The sequence below is a fragment of the Oligoflexus sp. genome, assembly GCF_035638955.1.
Taxonomy (GTDB): domain Bacteria; phylum Bdellovibrionota_B; class Oligoflexia; order Oligoflexales; family Oligoflexaceae; genus Oligoflexus.
Genome location: NZ_DASQYZ010000057.1, coordinates 22614 through 39748, shown reverse-complemented (window position 1 = coordinate 39748; position 17135 = coordinate 22614). Strand labels below are relative to the sequence as shown.

Below are 17135 nucleotides of genomic sequence, written 5' to 3'. Positions count from 1 at the left end.
AAAACGGGGATTGTTTTGCCATTTGATATCTTAGTCAACTGAAATTGTTAGAAATCGGAATTATTTTAAACCCTTGTCATTCCTTTGCTTGTGCACCGACATCTCTCGTTATCCACTGTTGTTTTCGCTCTCTGGTCGCAATTGGCCGCAATCAACAAAAATTTGGTCGCAAAAATTTGAAGTCATGAAAGCATTGGTAATCATGATCTTTGCTCCTTCTTAATTCTTTTCATCAGATTAGAGTTTGAATTTTTTCTAGAAGCAAATATGGTAGGAAGCGATTGGCTTTATGGTTGGAGACTGAAGCGCTAACTTCAGTCTCCGAGAACACCGGAGCCTGGCAATAGCTACAAAGCAGACCCCGATGTTCCGCTCGGAGCATAGTACGGATGCGTCCGCTTTTCAACTCCTGCCGGACTCCCTCATAGAATGAGGGATTAATGTCAAATTTGCAGTACGCTTTCCCACTGAATCACAGAGTGTTCCAAGGTGGTCGCTATCTACGCGCATTCGACCATCTGCCAGACATTGATCACTATGAACACAGCATTCTGACTTATTTAGGGTCGCTAATGCCTTTTGACAAAGCATTTGTTGACCATCCAGCTTTTCCATCAATAGCCAGAATCGCATCCTCAACAAAAATCAGTGCATCTACAGTCCGGGGCCGCCTGAAAGCCTTAAAGAGGAAAGGGTATGTAAATGTCAAAGAAGTTAGATTTCTAAACACTCAGGGGCATTTTCAACAAAGCTCGAACAATTATTATCTGTCAGCTCTCCCATTCCAATTTTTTGAGAACGTTCTTCAGACCCAAGATCATATAGGACAGATATTAAAACGGGCCGTGGGTGATTCTTTTTCATTTCCCGTCGTGGAGTGCTCCCCTTCGTCCCACGTTGAAGGGTACTTTGAGAGTGGATCTGCGCCCCTCTCCAGTGTGATGCCTAATTCCATTCCTAAGTCATCAGACGAAGGCCACAGCTCTCCTGATTATTGTCACCGAGACATCTTTACGATGAAGTCTGAAGTCGATCGCATCTCAGAAGCGTGGGAAAAACTGTTAAATCGTCCTGTTTCAAGGTGGGAGAAGGAAAGATTTTTCCGTGAGTATATTCGTGTCAATGGCAATGAAATCTACTACAGCGAACGCGCCTTGCTCATTGCTGAAGACCCATATTTGACTTCGCGCGCAAAAAGTATGAATTTCCTTTTTGCTGGCCTCGACTGCGCGATCAGGAACCGGGCGGAAATTGTCAAAACTGGAAGCCTTGCTATACTTGAAAGCCGGACCGGGAAAGACCTGGATGAAACAGTTCGCAAGATTCCCGCTTTTATCCAGAACAAATCTCAGAACTATGGCACGCCCTCCGAGACAATAATCAAGCACCTTCTGCAAGAACCTCTGAAAGAAGCAAAACAACAATGTGGGGTTCAGGTTGAACCAGACCTTCCCAAGAACGATCGTGAGCTGCTGGCAGAAATCCGGTGTCTTGCGAAGACTGATCTTTCGTTGGAACAGCAATCCGAGCTTCAAATCATCCTGGAAGCATTGCCTCGACTTAATTTTGGCTACTGTCTGGAACTCTATCACCGCTTCTGCAAGAAGCGGCAACTGGTGGAGGCAGTTCAATGACAAAAGCCCAAGGCCGCAAAGCCAGAGACAACCGGTACTACCAAGCCAACAGGGACGAGATAAATCGGAGGCGGAGGGAAAGGCGTCAGCGCGAGAAAGAACGGAGCGAGCTAGGAGCACCCAGACTTAAGCTTGTTGAACGCGGCTACTCTTCCGACTCCGGGCTAGCATCGGACCAGGATCAGGCATCGGACCACGGAGCGTCATCGGACCAGGGTCGGGCAACGGACCAGGGTCGGGCAACGGACCAGGGTCAGGCACCAGACCAGGGTCAGGCATCAGACCAGGGTCAGGCATCGGCTCACGAACAAGCTACGATACAAAAGCCAGTGATAAGCAATGTTGCGACGAAAGAAACAAAGATTTGGAAAAAAATGCCGACCGTGGTCAAACTTCGCATCAGCTTCGTGCTTGCCTTAACTACTTTGCTAGTGCTTCTGCAAAATGAGTTCTATAGGGCGCATGACATATTCCCAGGCTTTTCGATTCCTTTGTCTATAGCCTGTGAACTGTCCCTGCTCTCATTGGCATCAATGAAGCTCGGTAAGCATGACTGGCTGCGAAAGCTCGCATGGGTGATGATCTATGGGTATATAGTAGCCTCCTTGTCATTCCACGTGATCTACCATGCACGTACACAGATACAGCAATCAAGTCTCACCGCTCCCAGTGGGCGCGTTGCTGAACTGAACTTGCAACTTGCGAAGGAAGAGATCGACCTAGCGTTCGCTAAAAAGGCAAAGGCTTGGAAGCTCGTAGATACAACTAAGGCGGAAATTCATCGACTGCGTAATGAAATTAGCCGTACCCCTCCCGAGAAACTGCTTTGGATGACGGACGAATTCACAATCGCGGTAAGCGCGCTTCTAATCATTGTGTTCCGGTTGTGTTTACCGGCAGTGAATTCTCTAAACATGACAAAACTTCGGGAAGAATTGGCTCTTTGAGCATCCTAAGTAAAGCCGATTTCAAAATAAACCTTGAACACTACCATAAGGAACACATATATGAACTTAACACTCGCAAATCCCCAGAACGCCGAAGAACTTGTATTCAAGGCTGCTACAAATATCTTTACCCTTTCTGGAATTAAGCCGAGCTTGAAGCTCGTTCATAGTGAAGTCGGAATTTTAAACAAAACTGTCGTCGGCAGGCATCTGAAACGATGGGAACGGCAGAACGAGAGATTGCTCGAACGCGAGGCTTTGTCGCCGTCATGCATTGATACCATACAGGATGAGATCGATCGCAGAGTCCTTGCAGCGGCAAAGGCCCTTCACGAAGAGTTAAAAAGGGTGCAAGCTGATTACGATGCTTTGCTCAAAGAAAACGAAGAACTGATTGCCCAACGAGACTCAATAGCCGAAGAAATCCACGACGTTCGTACCCGGTATCTTGAAACCTCGGGCCAAGCTACGCAGCTGCAAATTGAACTCAGTAAGTCTCGCGAAGAAGTTCGTGAAGCAAGGCAGGATGTTGAGGTACAAAGAAAGAATACAGAAAGGCAAATTGATCACCATAGGACAATCGCGACCGAAGCAATTGAAAAACAGAAGAAGGCGGAAGCGGAGCTTGCTACAATCCCAGAATTGAAATCGCTCAGCGAAACAGCATTGAGACTGGCTGACGCTTTGGATCAGTCAAGCAAGCGGGAAGAATTTTTCCTTGAAAAATATGAAGAACTTCATAAGCGAATAAGCAAGGGCTCACCCGATCCAAGTTCAACGCCGATGAAACCAATTCGGCCAGATCGGAGTGGCTACGACGGTTCAAAGAAATCTGAGGCTGAACTCAGATAGGTTCCCTGATTCGCTCAAAGGCTCCAAGAATGGAGCCTTTGAAAAGAGGAATTTCTATATTTTTTCTCCTATTCGTTTGATTAATTCATGCGCATTCAAGGGCATTAACATGAGTCTGTTATCGTTTGCCTCAACGCCAAAATATCGAGAGGAATATCGCATTGTCCAAGTAGAAAACACCACATATCCATTCTGTGGGTCAACTGTGGCGGACTCAAAGAAATTTTGCAGATGGAAGGTCTCACCCAGAGGAATCAGATCATTTCCATCCAATCTCCAGAGCTTGACCTTTTGATCTTCGCCGAAGGTGATCAGCTTGTCTCCCGCCGATACCAAGCCCTTGATTGGGCCGTCGTGCAGTTGAATGCCTGCAGGCTGTTTGTCGATCATTGCAACCCGGCCTGATGAGAAACCAAGGGTATGCCCATTATGGACGTAAATCCTATCCAGAGGATTCGCTGACTTGAATGCTTCTTCGGCAGTCTTGTTAATATTGATGATTTTGAACCCATTTTCCGTCACACAAGCAAGCGTTCCTTCTTTCGTATCCAATTCAGGTGCCTGCATTGTATCGCAACTTGAAAACGTCTTAAGAATATCTTTGCCTTTTCTAATCTGAACTTCACCATCGAATGATAGCATGGCATGCTTGTCGCCATAACTATAGAGCTTGAAAAGGTTCGGAAAATTACCGAGGTTCTGGACCTTTTTTGATTCATCGATTGAAATCACATCTTTTTCTTCAGTGATAAGATAAACCGAATCACCGCAAACCATTTGTGCAGTTTTGCCAGAGCCCTGACTGATTATATATGCAAGTTTGCCCTTACTGTATGATTTTACGACGCCTGAATCAAACCCAATAACGAGCGAATCGTCTTTTTCACGGCAAAGGTTCAACACAAACCCATCGTTCCCAGTACGCACATTAATCAAATCTTTCTCTGCCTTGCTGGCTACATCAAGCGACTTGAGCTGACCATCTCTACTCAAATACTGGATGACCTTGCCGCCAGAAATCGCAACATGACCAACAATCCTGTCAGGCATTCTACTTGTCAGGTGAAGAGTGATGGGCGATAGCAGAACTTCCTTGATCAGGCCGCTATCGGTCAAAACCAGGATCGTCTTGGAAATATCAAATGATTTCGTTAGAACTTTTAGAGGACGCCCGGCAGCAGCTGGAAGATTGACCTTGCTAAGTTCCCGGCCTGCTCCCTTCCAAATTCTTACGGTTCCATCATTGGACGCTGTTGCAACATACTCGTCATTAGCGGAATAGGACACGTCAAGAATCGAGTCTTCATGCCCGGTGGATGTTCCCAACGGCGAACCATCAGAACCATATCGCTTCAGGATACTACCGTTTGCGACTGAGAAATACTTGCCGTCGTGCGAAATTGCAACGCTGCTAACTGGCTGTTCCACCTTCTCAGAAAATGCCTCAGCAATTGTGGTTTTGAGATTTATTCTCTTCAGCTGTCCAGCGGTGGACCATAAAATCATGAAGTCATTGGCGGGTGCGAACTCCACTCTGTCAACACCTCCAGGGAAGTCAAACTTTGCCAGTTCTTTAGAATCTTTGGAAAAAACCCTAACTTCTGGAGCGGCACCGTATACCGCAATGATCGCAGATGATTCTTCAATAACATGAGCAAAGCGCAAGTCTTTCGTCGGTATGGGGTAGGTTCTTGCATTCTCCCGGTTCTTGCCAAAGACTGTAACATCTTTATCGGAATATGAAATGAAATTGGCTGAGTTTTCGTCAAAATTCAGTGGCTTCGTTCCACTGGCGAGTGGACCAAACGGGTTGGTCTTATTCAAGCCGCTGGACAGGTCAAGAACCTGAAGTTCGCCGTCTCTTCCGATAACAACAATACGTTTGGAAGCTTTACTGCTGAATAGTTCCCGAACCTTGAAGTCAATTTTTTCAGACCCGATTTCAATTCTCTTCTCGAGATCGAAAGCGATGATGTCACTACCGTTTCTTGACATGCAGGCAAAGTAATTGTCTGACTGAGTAATCAGGGATGGGTTGCACAACTTTTTACTGTTGATGTCTTTAAGAAGACTGATTGCGGTTGCAGTATTAACAGTCCCACGCAATAAGAAATCGTGAAGAACTGCTTTTTCTTCATCCTGTTTTAGTTCATTGCTATAAATGGTTTGGGAGCTTTGAAGCTGGGCGAGAGCTGATTGACCTTGGCCAGCTTTGGCCGCGGACTCTGCTTCGGCTAACAAGGATTTTGCCTTGTCTACAGCCCTTTGGTTAAACACTTTAACTTTCATTTTAACTTCATCTGAGCTGTTGCCAGCTTTATCGACAGCTTTGAATCTCAATGCAACAATGCCCGTCTCAGGCGTCTCGTACTGTCCATCAAAGGCAGCGAACTCGCAATTTCCTTGAGCGGATTCGACACAATAATATTGTTGAAAGTCCGACGACTCTACAACTATTGGAGCAATTTTCTCCTTTGGATTTACCTGTGGCAATCCTGTTGTCCGAGGAAGGTCGAGAGAAATTTGTGGTTTGGTACGGTCTACGACCATCTCTATCGATCCCTCGAACGGAGCCTTATAGTCCGGCGTGAAGATATCGTGAAACTGAAAGTTCACTTTATGATCACCCTCTTCCATTTCCTTTACGCTGATCCGTGCAACGTCCAGCGCTTCCCCAGGCATCATCACATGAGTTCCAGGTTTGCCATCGATAGTAAAAGTCAAAAATCCAAGCAGGTTCTTCTTGGAGTTTGGATTGACGACTGGCGAAAATTCCTCCTGCACGAATATTTTCGGATCCTGATTGAACTGAGGACGTTCAAATTCATTTAAATCGATCTTGTTCACTGTCTGGCTATCTGAGCTTTGCAGCTTTGCCAGCGTATCTTGGCGGTGATAAAGATTGTTATTCACCGATCCGACAACCAGAATGAGCGAGTCTGCATTGATTTCACTCTTGGAAGCGAAAACACACCCCTTTTCAGTGATCTGAAGGCGCCTGAGAGAGTTATCTTTGACTTCGAATGCATGGAAAGCCCTGGGGTCAATAGGCCTGCTATCGTCAAAGGAAAGCTTAGAATGCTCAGTATTGCGGTCAGCCAACTGACACTCGACCATCAACTGGTCATGGCCATTTGAAAAGTTACTGCAGCCGCCTATAAGCATGATCATGGTAAGCTTAATAATATTCAAGGCTTATGTCTCCAGGCTTTTAAGGGGACCAACTCATTTGAGGAGGCCTCTTTAGCATAATTGCACAGCATATTCCAGAGCCTTAAAGAGCAATGATTACGCAGCGTAATGGCAGTGTAAAGATTGATAGGTATGGGTTATAAGGCAAGTTAGTTTGAAAAGGTAGGGCCAGAGGTTGGGTATCTTTCGAGGGATTTGCGCATGAAGATCAGGATATCATAGAAAGCAAAGGGCTTTTGTGGCCGTCGATCTAAACGCTAAAGACATCAAAGACGTCTGATAGAAAAGGCAGCCGAAGCTGCCTCAATTAAGAAAGCACATCTTAAATGGTCTACTTCACTGATTCCCGCAAAATTTGGCGACGGTCTCTTAAGACCAGTTCGCCAAGACTGTCTCCATCCTGGATCACATATGAGCGATTCAGCTCTGAATCAGCGGAGGATAGGTTACCAAGATTTATTGCGTCCACAGTCTTATTCTTGCTAAGTAGGTCAAAATCGACGTCAGAGAGCGCAATGGTGTCAGACTGAACATTTGTCTTCAACACTCGCAATTTGGGTTCTAAAGATCCTCTGAGACCAAGACCGATCTCACCATTGCCGCGATCGAAGAGGCCAGCATTCAACTCAGCATTCGACATCAACATCTCTTGAAGATCCTTCATAGCAGGTGGAGAACCGCCTCCAGAAGTCCCGCCACTGACTGCCAAAGAGCTGACAAGGAAGTTTGCAATTAGTGCAGGGACAATCCACAATATTTTTTTCATTGGCCTTGCTCCTTATTCCCTGGTTGAGACATGAGCCCACCAAGAATCGTCACCAAGTACATTACGCTTCCCTTATACTCTGGCTTCCGGAAGACACTCAAGACTTCAGGAATGAAGCTATCGATCATCCCATAAACCTTCTGTAGTCCTGCCTCATTTAATCCACCAAATGGATTTTCCATTCTAAAGCCAGGCCCTTCTTCAAATAGGTCAACATGTAAATGACCATGCTGCCTTACAGACTGGATAGATGGTCTGACATCTTTGTCCGCAAAGACTCCTCGAAGGGTGCCGTTCTCCAGACTTAGCACACCAGCGCTTCGTAGTTCATCTGCAACTTGCAGCCCTTCCCTACCAAAATCTCTCGCGATGTCATCAAGGGTCAACCCATCATGTTCCAGTGAGCGAGCAAAAATGGAGAAGTGTGTTTTGGAACTCACTCCAAAAGCAAATTTTTTCTCAACTTCTTCAATGATATCCTTTTCCGCATTGGCTTTGATGGACAAGACCTCATCGACATCATCAGGGAAAAAATCAGCAAGAATCTGAAAGTAATTTTCGAGGTCGGTATGCTTTAGGATGCGGGAGGCGAGAAAGAAATGCACAGATGTAGCGGTACCATTGTAAAGACGGTAGGCTCCGCTATAGTTCTTGATACCCATGTGATAGCACGCTCTATTGACGTTGCCATCATATTTCTCATCGACATAACTTTTTAGTCTTTTCGATACAAATATCGCCGCTGGCTCCATCGCATACCACCATCTCATGTTTAGACTATCTTTATTCCCCTCAATTCATGACCAGTCAAGCGTTTGGTTCCCCGTGCTGGATAATTTTTCTTTATTATGTGCGTCAAAAAAATTTTCATTTGCAAATTATTTCTTCTTTCGCGAGCAACGTCAGCTCATATGACTTTGAAAGTGAAAAACAGATAATTATCCAATTTCGTTGCAATTTCCATAGGAAAATAATCAGTTTGATGTATCTCTGCATCCTCATTTTTTTTTCATGAAAAGAATCTCAAGAGCTAGAGCAACAAGAACTTGAAAGCCTTTCGACTTGGCTGGTAAGTCCGCTTCACCGCCGTGAATCGCGGCATAGCCAGTGAAGGATTTAAACCATGACGATCAAAGCGCAGCCAAAGTATCCTCTCGCAACACCATGTCCAAAGCTTCATCTAGGTCGCTCTATTAAGCGAATCTCAAGTCGAAATCTGCAATAAGCGCTGATCGCATGGGTCCTTACACTAGCTATTCATAATTCCAGTTTACGTTGCTCGGCAACGAATTCAGTGAATTTTGTAGTACAAGTTTTAAAAAATTTGAGGGAGTTCGAGTTTATGAAAGCTGAAAGAACACTGCCAAAGTTTGCAATCGCAACAGTCGCCATCCTCGGACTGCAGAACATTGGCTTGAGCCAAGCCACCGAGGATTGCGGATACGAGAACGGCGTTCGTAGATATTGTGGGAACGGATATGCTTGGGAGTTTGATAAAATCTCATACGCCGTTGAAGGCAACCACCTTTTTGGCGAGAAAGCACCTGATGCGGAATGGGAATATGCCTCCGCAGGTTGGAACGCGGCTGCACGATCCTGTGAGCAAAATCAATCTGGCGTTTTTGTCGCCGCACCCAATATCACGATCAAAGAAGCTGAAAGCGCAAGATATCGCAGACTCTATTTTTCCATTCCAGTGGATGTCATGTTAGAGGCGGACAAATTTTTACCGACTCCCGGTTCTGCTTTGCTTAAGTATGAGCTTCAAGCGAACGGCAAGACTTTGATTAGCAGCCAAACTTTAGTGCTGGAAGATAAGCATTACGATGCTTCTCGAAAATATGCATTTCTTAGCACAAAAATCACTGGGTATACAGAAATCAATAATGAGGAACTGCGAAACGTAAAGCTCGTGATTTCAGATCTTATTCAAAAGGTTGATCCATCAAAAGACTATCATTGTTTCCAATTCAACTTACTGCTGGGCAAGGGTCGTATCGACCTTCTCCAGTAGTTTTCAACCTATTGAAATTGAGGATCCAGTATCATGACTATGCGTAAAATTTTTATCGCCGCCCTCATGCTGGCACCTGCCAGCGCATTTGCCATCGAAGCCGATCAATATCAGGTAGCAGAAGTACAGCCAGACTCGGAGGAACTTCTAGAAGGTCCTATTGAGACTGAGTTCTCCACACTTTCTTTTTCAAGCATGACTTGCGGCGATTCAAAGCTGTCAGGTTTTTACGAGGAAACAAGGGTTGGATTCGCTGATGAACCCGGCGGTAAAATCGACCTGAAATTTGGTTCCACTAAACTGGTAACGCGCTTTGCCGACGTCAGCTGTCCGGATGGCTTCCCACTCATCCAATTCGAAAACGGTGGCAGCATTAGACTGACATCTTATTTTGGATCATGGCTTCCATCGCCGACTTGGGGCGCTGTCCAAGCCTATTATGGGAACATTAACATTCCTGGTGTCTTCGCCGTTGACAATGCAAAGTTTTGGCTTGACTCCAACGGCGATCTTTTTGGGGCGCTTCTACCTGATTTTGTCATGTCGTCCAAATGGTGGGTTCCCAACTGAGGTGTAGTATGAACCATCGAATTGCGAATGCTTTCCTGATGCTAAGTCTTGCTTTCCCTGCCCTTGCTTCCGCTGAGCCAAACAGGGGCTGGCGCTGCATGTCAAAGACTGTTAGCAGTTGCGAACAGGGGATCTTCAATGAAGTCGAACGGCTGTCTCATCCAAATTTCAAGGATTTGTCCAACAAATACGGACTCGCATTGAAAGCGATCAGGGTTGGTGAACGGCTGGTCACTGGCTACCTGGAAGGCGAGCTTCAGATCGGGGGCAAGAAGTTCCCGAACCAGATACTTGAGATCACATTCGATCCGGGTGCGGATGTCGATGGTACATCCATACCGTCTCTGGGAATCATTCGCTATTCGATTGGTGATGGTGAAGTGGACGATAAGGGGCAGTCACTCTGGGCTGCATCCACGGCCCATTCTTCCGCCGTTCAGGGATATTACGGAGATCTTCTCAGGGATACTTTTCGAAGAGCTGTCCGCCAAGCGTTAGGCCTGGATGCGCCCGTCGCGAAGCCTCCCGTAAACACCCCTCAGACATGCTGGCGCGGCTGTGGCAAGGAAAGCGAAGAGAGGCGCTTTCATGAGATTAGCGTCTTGGCGAAAGGAATTATGTCTGCGCGTCCTCGCCAGACTGTTTCCCTTCCATTGAAATTGAGTTGTCATATATTCCGGCCAAAAGGCACCTCCCAATACCCTCAGATGCATAATGAGCCGCCCGCATTTGAAACAGTTTTCAACGTCCAATATGCATCTAATCTTCATTTGGGTGCTCTGGAGCTTTTCACGGATTCGGCCCTTGCCGTTCTAGAAGGACAAATCCAAATCGGAGGGCAGTCTACGCAGGTCCAGATTTCCTCGAGTTACCAAGCTGGCCAGCCCATTGAGGGAAACCTAATTCCGGAGTTCGGCGGCAGCTGGAAACTCGTAACAGGTCCGGACAATACCAACTTTTGGGAAAGAACGGATTTTGACATTGTCGTCAGAAACACCCTTCCTGTCTTTCGGAAGGAAGTGGCCGTCGGTCCATATCCGAGCGAGGTACATTGCTTTGACCCCGAAAAACGACCCCCAATGGAATACTGGGAGAATCCTGGCGAATATAACAAATATAACTTCCGGGAACGAAAATCGCTCAGCAAGAACATTCAGCCTCTTATGGAGTTGGTGCAAGGCAGCCTCAAGCAAGCTTTTGCCTTTGCTGTGAAGATTCATTCGAAGCAGGCAAAGCTAACCAACGAAGAGTTTAGCGCATACCATGCCGGTTATTTTTCGAGCACCCTGACAGACGTTTCTCAAGATCTGCGGCAGTCTTTTGATGTCGCCAACAGAGTCATCGAAGGTGTGCGGCAATCAGAGGCGCAGACCAAGCCGCTGATTGACGAGAGCGTTCAGTTAATGGCACGCGAAACGGCGTCTGCACAGCAGATGTTGGCGCTCAAGGATAAAATCATGAAAGCAGCTCTGACTTCATGCAGTGGCAATCTGAATCAAGTTAGCGACGCTTTGGTGAACCTCAATCGGGATTTTGACGTCTACCTTCAGTTTCAGTCCGATGCCGGAACTGTATTTGCAGTTTCCGAGAAGACCGCAGAGTTCGAAAAAATATTCTCAGCCTTGAAGCCTTCAGTTGACTCTGTCGATAGCACTCTTGCTTCTTTATCATCCATTTTGGAATCCGATGGTTCATGTCAGAAGCTGGCAAAGGCGCTTGCTGGAGTTACCCTTAAGTTGGATGCCCAGTTCCTGGCTGGTGATAAGGACACCTTGGCGAAGATCTCAAAGACGGCATTGGAAGCTCTAAAAAAGGCATCGGCTGCAAAAGAAGTTGCTGCTGCTGATCTAAGACTAACCGCAAGATTTGAGCAACTGGCTATGAACTTCAACTCAGGCGTCGCCAACCTCAGCTATAGCCAAGCAATCGATGGTATGGAGACGATTTCGGCATTTCTGACCCAGGATGCCAATGTCGAGGCTAATTCAATGATAGTCGCGGAAGACTCACAAAAAACCGCCCTCAAGGACAAGTTTGCCAAGAGACATGGGTCATTGGATGCCGAGTTCCAGCAGTTCCTACAGGACGCGGGATCACCTTTAGAGTTGGTTCGGATGCGGGTGAGCTATTACTACGACAGTCTGATTGACAAGATCCTGCCGGCCCTCTCGTCTCGACCAGAGGCCGAGCAGAAAGCCTTCCTGGCAGCCTGGGTTAGGAAATTTTTGGATAATGGATATGAACTCTCTTCATCCTGTCTTGATCCGAAGACAGCCCTAGCATCGCGGGCTTTGTGTTGGGAGGTTCCACTTCCCGAGCCATCCGCCTCAGCCCGGCAGCTCGCATCATTTGATAGAAAGCTGACCGATATTCTTAACCATGCCCAGCAAACGCTTAACGGCACAGGAGATTGAGATGCAAAAATTTAAAATGCTGGCGGGCGCGTCATTACTTATTCTTTGGACAAACGCCGCCCGCTCGCAGACTTCGGGAGAGATATTCAGGGTGCCGTTTGATGGCTGCGATACGAGTTTTGGATCCGGCGAAAATATTTGGTACTTTTGCCCCAATAAGGTCCACGCCCTCAAAACTGATAGTGTGTCCAGCACAGAGAACGCACTGATTCAATCGCTTCCGGTCCACGGAAAGTTGCGCGTAGCATTTGTTTGTCGGAGTACCGAGCCAGTTATGACGACGATTTCGATCAACAAGCAGAACTTTCAGCTGAATCCTGATAGCACACTCAACCAACACGATTTTGAGGTCTTTCTGGAGCATTCGCAGACTGGAACTGAGAAATGGCTGATCTCCAGCAACTTGCGAAAGCCTGACTACGTTTCGCTGAAGAAAGGCTGCTATTTGGAGGTCTCAAAGAACCTATCCTTAGTGCATATTCCGACCATAAAAGTATATGGAGAGTTCCTGTCGGGCAGTGTTAGCGACCTCACTGAGATACTTGAGGCATTGAATAGTACCGTCACGAGCGATTTGTCCGAAGTGCGAGTATCGCTTGACGGGGGCATCAAGAACATCAAAGCAGTTCTTGAGAAAACAACCGATCCGGCGACCAAACTCTTGCTCAACCAGTCGCTGAACAAGCTTCTGTCAATACAAAAAACGATCTCACAATCCTGCGAGCAAACCGATGCCTCTCTGTGTACCACTGCATTATCATCAGCTCGTAAAAAGGTCCAGGATACACTCACCGACCAGGAGACAGATCTAACGTCGCTTTCAACGTTCCTCCAGGATGAGATCGATCGCCTAGAAACCAAGGAACAGGACGTGGTGAAAGAGCTGCAAGAAATTAAGGATGGTTTGCAATAACCTTCACATCTTTGGAGATTGAACCATGTTGAGATTTGGATTCCTCGTTCTCTGGATTCTCACTGTTGCAAGTCAAGCTTTTGGCGGCATTGTCTGTACCCCTGGAAGTGAAATCGCGGTCACGTATGAAACCCAGGGCCGTCAAGTAACGGACCGTAGGCTCTTTCGAGATGATTCCAGCGCTGCCCAAACTGCAATGGGCCAGTATAAGTCCTATGTGGCAAGCCTCGCAGCGAACAAAATCCTGGCGGTGTCGAGGAATCCCTTGATAACCTGCTCAACTATGGCCCCCCGGATGGCAATGGCCAGCCGCTCGGCGTCGGCGACCCCTGAACTCACATTGGTCGATACCAACGTAAAGACAGCGTGTCGAACAACTTATCCATCGCAAAGGACCGTTATGGTTGAGTGCGATGATGGGTCTGTAGCTGTCTACAATAAGGATCAGGATTCCGTTTACGTTCGTCCAGCAGCTCAAGAACTATATGACGACATGTATCGGCAGACCCAAGCTATGAATGCCCTGATGAATCAGGCTGATCTTCTAACTCGACCAGATTGGAAGAAAGGGTCGCAGTCAGTCACTGTGACTGGGAAGGACTTCGATATGGTGCTTGATGCCGTTACGGCAGAAGCGCAAGGAACAAAGTTTCCGAAACCCGAAGACTTGACGAAGAATTTCAAGAATTTCAAGTTGACACCGCTCAATGATGCCATGGAGAAAACCTTCCGCCAACAGCAGGAAAGGCTGCAGAGATTCGCACGGGTAAACAACTCGTTTACCATGAGTCCTGGTCAAATCCAGTCGTATTTTGAACGCTTCGCTCAAGGATTGGAAAGATTGGATGATCTCAGTCAAAGAAACTCTCCTGCATCCGACACCGAAGCCAACGCAATGGTCGGTGATTTCATCAACGACCTCGTTGTTACAGGACAAGGCGGGCCTTTTTCTGCTGAACGTCGAGCTGCAGCCAAGGCGGTGCTCGATAGCTTCGCGCCCAATGGTCTTATCCCACGCCCTCAGAACGAGGAACTAAACAGCTTCCTATCAAGACTAAAGCTTAAAACCTCACTAGATGATTCTGATCTATCAAAACGTGAGTACGCAGCCGAGCTCAGGGGCGTTATCAACAAGATTTCCGGTATGGCGATCCGTGGTGGCGTTGAGCTTCTGAAGAATTCGCTGATCGCTCTTGGCTGGGCCGGTAACGCTGATGTGGCATTCAGCGGATTAACTGAAGGTGACGAAGTTAAAGGTCTTCGATTGCTGGATCGGCTCAACGCATTCTTCGACTATGGGCAGCCGAAAAAGCCAGCAATGCCTGGGGTGTCTCTGGAGGAAAGTGCCATTTTCCACCTCGGGCAACTCGGAAACACATTTGAAAACTCTGAAATCGTCAAGGCAGTAAAAGAACTGTTCAATGAAGCAGGCCTGCTTGACGATCCATACTATCGATTCCATGCCGTTCTCTCAATCAATCAGGCATTGAAGGCCGCAACTCAAGACAGGTTTGGAGACTTCTCCGTCCAAATTGAGAATGCCTATGCAGCGCTTGATTGCTACCGTGGCTATGGAACCGGCCTTGCGCTTTCAGTGTGGAATACATTAGAGGGAGTCTACAAGATAGGGGCACATCCTCTCAATTCTACATATGCGCTTGCCATGTCCATGGTGAACTATGAAGACACATGGAGCGGTCTCAAAGGAATTATTCACGAGAAATACAGTACAGTAAAAAATTGTGACCAAGACAAATTCGCATGCGGACAAGTTGTAGGCTTGTTGGCAGGGGACATCACTCAATTTGTTGTTGGCATTGCAGAAATAAAAGCTCCACTCACTTTAGCAGCAGTTCATGAAGGCGCTGAGACCGCAGCTGAAATTGTGATAGACGCAACCTCAGATGTAGCCAGGAGAGCTTCTTCACTTGGAATAGACGATGGTCAGAAGCTAGAGAGCTTGCTAGAGAGCGCTGGTAAGATAGAACCATGTGATGTTGCCGCTTGTGGAATTGCAACCCAAGTCAATAACGCTCAGGAAGCTTTAAAATCGGTCGAAAAATTGGGAACCGAGGCAGCCCCTGCTGGGCAGGCGATAACAGATCTCATGAGGTTCAGAAAGCGTACCCTTGAACTTGGCATGGAACCGAAACGTAAACCAGATTTGGCAGAAGGCATAGGAGGCGCAAGGTTTGAAATAGCTACCGGAAGGACGCTCACCAGATCTGCTGACCCATCTTATGATTTCATTGACTCAGTTCTCGGAAAAATAGATCTTAAAGGTCCACTGAGAACCAAAGCAGGCCTTCCTATGAGTATTACTGGAGACAGATTGGACGGCTTGATTGCGTCTGTCGTTCATGAGGCAAATGTTTCTTCAGCTGCAAACAAAATTGTTGTAGATACTTTCGGTATGACATCAGATCAGATCAAATATATGGAAACGGCTCTTAAGGCAAAGGTTTTTGATTTGAAAAAGATAATCTATCTCAAATGAGGGCCTGGCAATGGCGCATTCGTTTCTGACCTTTAAGGAAAAGATCGTAAGACTGCGTGACAGTGAAATCGAAGCAGCAATGTTAGCTCTTGAAGGAGCCACACTTCGATCCACTCCGAATGATGATCGCTTGCAAGAGATTCTAAAGGCGTGGTCGAACGAGTCTCGCAGCGCTCCACCTGGATGTGTTTTATTGAAACTTGACCTACTTCAAGATGTAGATCGAACAAAAATTGTGCAGGCCATATCCGAAGCGATTTCCTACATCATGAAAGAATATCCAGAATTCATATCGAAAGATTTATTGAATGCCATGATGCCAGACGCGGGAAGGCTTGAGCTTTATCCTAGCGATATTCCGACAAAGCCTGTTTTGGACTGCTTACAAAGCTTGAGAGACTTACTTTCGCAGTAAGCCGAAAGGTGAACAATGAAGACCATATTTTGCATTGCTTTGATGTTCGCATCGGGTGCCGTTCATGCACGGGATTGTGACGTTTTCTTCTATTCCGGGGCACCAGAAGAAATACTTCGTTACAAAGTTGAATTCATCAAGAAGGAAATTCCTGAAATTTATTTTGCCGAATTGCCGAGACCAATAAGCAAAGGATCTGACTTAGCCATTGAGTGGTCGAAGCAGGCTGCAGACTGCCTCCTCAACCCGACGAACGGTATTTTGGCCAGCTTCGTTGAAGCGAAAACGTTACCCCGTCTGCTTGAGCTAAGAAGCTCCCTCCATGAACTGTCAGCCCCATACAGCAATGACACTCTTTTTGAGACCAGGAGGATCAATCAGGCCCTTAAAAAAAGCCTAGAAGAATTCAAACGATCGGTCAGCATGTCAGAGCCTCCAAAAATCAGCTATTTGAGAGGAGTACTGACTCAATCATGCGGATCATTTGGATCCATTGAAACCAATGTGGGCATCATCACAGCTCTCCGACTGCCGATAGAACTTAGAAAGAACTATATCCGCGAATTCTGTGGCAAAGACCAGGAGGCATCACGAACTGAGGTTCTGAAAAAGTTCGAAGAAATTGAACTGCAGTGCAATAACGGAAGTACGGAAGCATGCGACCTTAAGGACGTTTTTGACTCTGTGGATTGTTCGCGGGTCGATTCTTTCCTGAACCAGGACTTTGAAGGCCTGATAACCAAGTTTGAGGCTTTGGCTGAAAAGGTCGAGGAGACTCGGGAAATTTGTGCCACGAATATTAGAGACTTAATCGATACTTGTATTGAGCTTGACCTCGGAAAAAATGTGTGTCTGATTCCCGCCGCTGAAGTGGGCGCGTGCGAGCGCCTCGAAATCGGCAGCGAATACTGCGCAACCTAA

Annotated in this window: 13 protein-coding genes; 10 read left to right on the top strand and 3 right to left on the bottom strand. The window is 46.8% G+C overall.

All coding sequences use genetic code 11. The features are described from left to right. Nucleotides 1-440 precede the first annotated feature (440 nt). From VE954_RS05925 to VE954_RS05915, 3 genes are read left to right on the top strand one after another with little or no spacing between them, the layout of a single operon-like run. Complete coding sequence (locus VE954_RS05925; protein ID WP_324950649.1) at nt 441-1634, top strand: hypothetical protein; 1194 nt, start codon at nt 441-443, stop codon at nt 1632-1634. Further along, the gene (locus VE954_RS05920) at nt 1631-2581 is read left to right on the top strand and encodes a hypothetical protein (RefSeq protein WP_324950648.1); all 951 of its coding nucleotides are present in this window, start codon (nt 1631-1633) and stop codon (nt 2579-2581) included. The genes VE954_RS05925 and VE954_RS05920 overlap by 4 nt, the downstream gene beginning before the upstream one ends. Nucleotides 2582-2641: 60 nt before the next feature. After that, complete coding sequence (locus VE954_RS05915; RefSeq protein WP_324950646.1) at nt 2642-3433, top strand: DNA-binding protein; 792 nt, start codon at nt 2642-2644, stop codon at nt 3431-3433. Nucleotides 3434-3487: 54 nt separating this feature from the next. Here VE954_RS05915 and VE954_RS05910 read toward each other — a convergent pair whose 3' ends face one another. The 3 genes from VE954_RS05910 to VE954_RS05900 form a co-directional block, all read right to left on the bottom strand. Next, on the bottom strand, nt 3488-6625 hold the full coding sequence (locus VE954_RS05910; protein WP_324950644.1) for a WD40 repeat domain-containing protein: 3138 nt from the start codon (nt 6623-6625) through the stop codon (nt 3488-3490). A gap of 331 nt (nt 6626-6956) precedes the next feature. After that, on the bottom strand, nt 6957-7391 hold the full coding sequence (locus VE954_RS05905) for a hypothetical protein (RefSeq protein ID WP_324950642.1): 435 nt from the start codon (nt 7389-7391) through the stop codon (nt 6957-6959). Continuing rightward, nucleotides 7388-8161, bottom strand: coding sequence for a hypothetical protein (locus tag VE954_RS05900; protein ID WP_324950640.1), 774 nt, complete (start codon nt 8159-8161; stop codon nt 7388-7390). Before VE954_RS05900 ends, VE954_RS05905 begins: the two co-directional genes overlap by 4 nt. A gap of 572 nt (nt 8162-8733) precedes the next feature. Between VE954_RS05900 and VE954_RS05895 the strand changes: the two genes are divergently transcribed. From VE954_RS05895 to VE954_RS05865, 7 genes are read left to right on the top strand one after another with little or no spacing between them, the layout of a single operon-like run. Next, on the top strand, nt 8734-9405 hold the full coding sequence (locus tag VE954_RS05895) for a hypothetical protein (protein ID WP_324950639.1): 672 nt from the start codon (nt 8734-8736) through the stop codon (nt 9403-9405). 33 nt (nt 9406-9438) lie between these two features. After that, nucleotides 9439-9975, top strand: coding sequence for a hypothetical protein (locus tag VE954_RS05890; RefSeq protein ID WP_324950637.1), 537 nt, complete (start codon nt 9439-9441; stop codon nt 9973-9975). 8 nt (nt 9976-9983) lie between these two features. Continuing rightward, nucleotides 9984-12389 carry a hypothetical protein gene (locus VE954_RS05885; protein WP_324950635.1) on the top strand — a complete coding sequence of 802 codons (2406 nt, stop codon included), beginning with the start codon at nt 9984-9986 and terminating at the stop codon, nt 12387-12389. Nucleotide 12390: 1 nt separating this feature from the next. After that, nucleotides 12391-13302, top strand: a complete 912-nt coding sequence (locus tag VE954_RS05880) for a hypothetical protein (RefSeq protein ID WP_324950633.1) — start codon at nt 12391-12393, stop codon at nt 13300-13302. Between the two features lie 25 nt (nt 13303-13327). Beyond that, nucleotides 13328-15799: a hypothetical protein gene (locus VE954_RS05875; RefSeq protein ID WP_324950631.1), complete on the top strand. Its 2472-nt coding sequence runs from the start codon at nt 13328-13330 to the stop codon at nt 15797-15799. Nucleotides 15800-15809: 10 nt separating this feature from the next. Then, the gene (locus VE954_RS05870; RefSeq protein ID WP_324950630.1) at nt 15810-16214 is read left to right on the top strand and encodes a hypothetical protein; all 405 of its coding nucleotides are present in this window, start codon (nt 15810-15812) and stop codon (nt 16212-16214) included. Between the two features lie 15 nt (nt 16215-16229). Further along, nucleotides 16230-17135: a hypothetical protein gene (locus VE954_RS05865; RefSeq protein ID WP_324950628.1), complete on the top strand. Its 906-nt coding sequence runs from the start codon at nt 16230-16232 to the stop codon at nt 17133-17135.